The sequence below is a fragment of the Mesorhizobium sp. M2A.F.Ca.ET.067.02.1.1 genome (assembly GCF_004023285.1).
Classification (GTDB): domain Bacteria; phylum Pseudomonadota; class Alphaproteobacteria; order Rhizobiales; family Rhizobiaceae; genus Mesorhizobium.
On sequence record NZ_RZSB01000736.1, the window covers coordinates 1 to 2,999 of the forward strand.

The following is a 2,999-nucleotide window of genomic DNA, read 5'->3' on the forward strand; positions in this document are numbered from 1 at the left end:
TGCCGCTCTTCTCGAAGGTCCGCGTCGCCGGGAACTTCTCGTCCTGCTTCGTCTGCCGCTTCAAGCCGGTGAACATCAGATGGTGGGCGCCGGGCTTCAGCGCGACCTTGCCGCCGGCCGGGATCTCCAGCCCGCCCTCGACCGGCCGCATGGTCATAACGCCGTCCTTGACGCCCATCTCATGCAGCTCGGCCTTGTCGGAGATGTCGGAGGAAATCGACAGCAGCCGGTCGGGCGCGCTGCCCTTGTTGACCACGGTGAAATAGCCGCCGGCCACCTTGGCGCCGGGCGGCGTCGCCCGCGACCAGGGATGCTCGATCTCGAGGTCGCCGACCTTGAACTCATGCGCGAGGGCACCGGGAATGCACGCCAGGAGAAGAACAACGAAAAGCGCGGCGAAGGCGAGACGCCGCTGGAAGTCGAGCTGCCGCGTGCCGCGAAGGACGAAGGCTTGCGCCCGGGGTAGAAGATTGGACATGGGTGCTCCATGAATATGAGGATCGCGCCGCCTTTGCGGCCGCGAACAGTCTGGTCTTTGGATGAATGGGTCCGCGGATGGTTCCGCGGATCAGACCATTGCCGGCGGCGCGCGCGGATTGGCCGGAGAACGGTCGCGGGCGAAATCCTGGTGCCGGAAGGCCGGAAGCTGGAAGGTGACCGCCTCTAAAAGCCGGGTTCCGGCCGGCGCGCCTGCTTCCGGCGGCGGCAGATGCGCTGGCGAAACCATGCTGCAGCCGAGCGAGCAACAGGCCGGCATATGCTGCTGGTGCGGATCCCCTCCGGGGAGTTTTACGGCCCCTTCATGCGTGCAGATGACATTGCCGAAGGCATCGAGCTGCGACGGCGCGCCGAAGGCGAAGGCGCCGAGGGAGGACTGAAGCAACAGGAGCAGCGCCGCGACGAACGCGGCCGGCATGCTCCATCGTCTCAGCCGGATATGCAACGCAAAGCCTCTCCCGGAAATTCGATCGACCGTAACACGGACGATAAGGCGGGAAAATCGGCAAAACCGCGCTGCGGCAACGCGGCGCGATACCCGTTCATGCCCGGGAAAATGTGCCTGACAACGTACCGTCGGCGGGCTGCGCCTGCCGTCCCTCGGGAATCGAGCTCAGCAGCGTCTGGCGCGCCGACTTCAGGTGCTTGCGGCAGGCGACGTCTACCTTGGCGGGATCGCGCGACTTCAGCGCCGCGATATAGGCGAGATGCTCCTGGATCGCGACTTCGTTGCGCTGGCGCTCCTCGGCCTTGTTCCACTGATAATGGTAGTGGAAGATCATCGCGATCACGTCATAGAAGTCGACGATGAAGCGGTTGTGCGAGGCGCGGTGGATCAGCCGGTGGAGACGCTCGTCGAGCTCCGAGAATTCGTTGAAGCGCGTGGCTATGTCGCTGGCAAGCTGGCGATGTTCGACCTCCAGCCGGTCGAGATCGGCCCACACCGCGCTGTCCACCGGCAGGGCGGCGAAGGCCGCCGCCGAGCGCAGCTCGAACATCTCGCGGATCTCGGTCAGCTCCAGCGCGAAGGCGCGCGTGAAACCCTTCAGCACCCAGTGGCTGTTGCGCCGCTTCTCGATGAGCCCGAAGCGTGAGAAGCGGATCAGGAATTCGCGCACGCTGGTGGTGCCCACCCCGATCTCGCGCGCCAGTTCCAGCTCGTTGATCTGCATGCCGGCCTCGGCGCCGCCGGCAAGCAGCCTGCGCATGAAGGAGCGCTCGATGATCTCGGCCAGCGAATCTGTCTCTTCCTCGGGGAAGAAATCCTCCGGCAGCGGTCCCCTGAGCACTGTCTTGTTACGCTTGTTCCAGGCAATCAGCCCGGTCTCTTCCATGCGCGAAAGGATGCTGCGCACAGTGGTCCGGCTCACACCGAGCAGCGTGCCGAGTTCCGGCTCGGACGGCAGGCTTTGGGTCTCGTCGAGCAGCCGCAGGCAGCGGTTGAACGCGTCCTTGTAGACGTTGTTGCTCTTCGACATGCCTGTATCCCCCAACGCTCGCAGCGGAAAGCCGAAAGCGCGATATGATCGGTGTCTCCTAGCGCACGGCCCCGAAAAGCGGAATCGTTTTTCGCCGGCTTGCCAAACGGGCGGTCGCGCATCGAACAAGGGGCGCCAGCCGCCGCTGATGAAAAAACAATTGACGCAAAAATGTTTTTTCACGATAAAAGACATTACCCCCAAACGGGCGCATGTCAATCCGCCCGCATTCCCAGGATGACCCAGGACAGCCGCTCGTGAACCCCGCAAACACCATTCTTCTTTCCCCCGCCGACAATGTCGCGGTCGCCAACGGCCGCATCGAGATCGGCACGGCGCTGCCGGGTGGCGCCACCGCGATCGCGGTGATCGAGCCTGGCCACAAGGTTGCGATCAGGCCGATCACGGCGGGCGAAGCCGTGGTGAAATACGCGCAGGCGATCGGCCGCGCCACCCAGGACATCGCGCCCGGCGAGCATGTCCATTCGCACAATCTGGTGTTCGAGAGCGGCCGCCTGCCGGTGGTTCCGCCGAGCGAGGCCGAGCACGCCACCGCAGCCGACCGCAAGCGCACCTTCATGGGCTACCGCCGTGCCGACGGGCGCGCCGGCACGCGCAACTTCATCGGCATCATCGCCAGCGTGAATTGTTCGGCCACCGTCTGCCACGCCATCGCCGACGAGGCCAACCGCACGATTCTGCCAAAATATCCCGGCATCGACGGTTTCGTTCCGATCGTCCATGGCCAGGGCTGCGGCATGAGCGGCACCGGTGACGGCATGATGGTTCTGCACCGCACGCTTGCGGGCTATGCCCGCCATCCGAATTTCGGCGGCGTGATGATGGTCGGGCTGGGCTGCGAGGTCAATCAGCTCACCCTCTACGGCCAGAAGGGTGTCGCGGCGGGAAAACGCCATTTCAACATCCCGGAGGCCGGCGGCTCGCGCAAATCGGTCGAGAAGGCGATGGGCGTGCTCACCGAGATCGCCGAGGAAGTCGGCCACCTCAAGCGCGAGCCCATCC

Annotated in this window: 4 protein-coding genes; 1 reads left to right on the plus strand and 3 read right to left on the minus strand. The window is 64.8% G+C overall.

Going from position 1 to position 2,999, the window contains the following annotated elements:
• The 3 genes from EOA28_RS30940 to EOA28_RS30950 all read right to left on the minus strand — a co-directional run.
• Positions 1-478, minus strand: a 478-nt coding sequence (locus EOA28_RS30940) for a copper chaperone PCu(A)C (protein ID WP_148670960.1), incomplete at its 3' end; no start/stop codon positions are given.
• Positions 479-568: 90 nt separating this feature from the next.
• Complete coding sequence (locus EOA28_RS30945) at positions 569-916, minus strand: hypothetical protein (RefSeq protein WP_128315622.1); 348 nt, start codon at positions 914-916, stop codon at positions 569-571.
• A gap of 124 nt (positions 917-1,040) precedes the next feature.
• On the minus strand, positions 1,041-1,976 hold the full coding sequence (locus EOA28_RS30950; RefSeq protein ID WP_127250052.1) for a GntR family transcriptional regulator: 936 nt from the start codon (positions 1,974-1,976) through the stop codon (positions 1,041-1,043).
• Between the two features lie 257 nt (positions 1,977-2,233).
• Here EOA28_RS30950 and EOA28_RS30955 point away from each other — a divergent pair.
• Positions 2,234-2,999, plus strand: a 766-nt coding sequence (locus EOA28_RS30955; protein ID WP_148670961.1) for a UxaA family hydrolase, incomplete at its 3' end; no start/stop codon positions are given.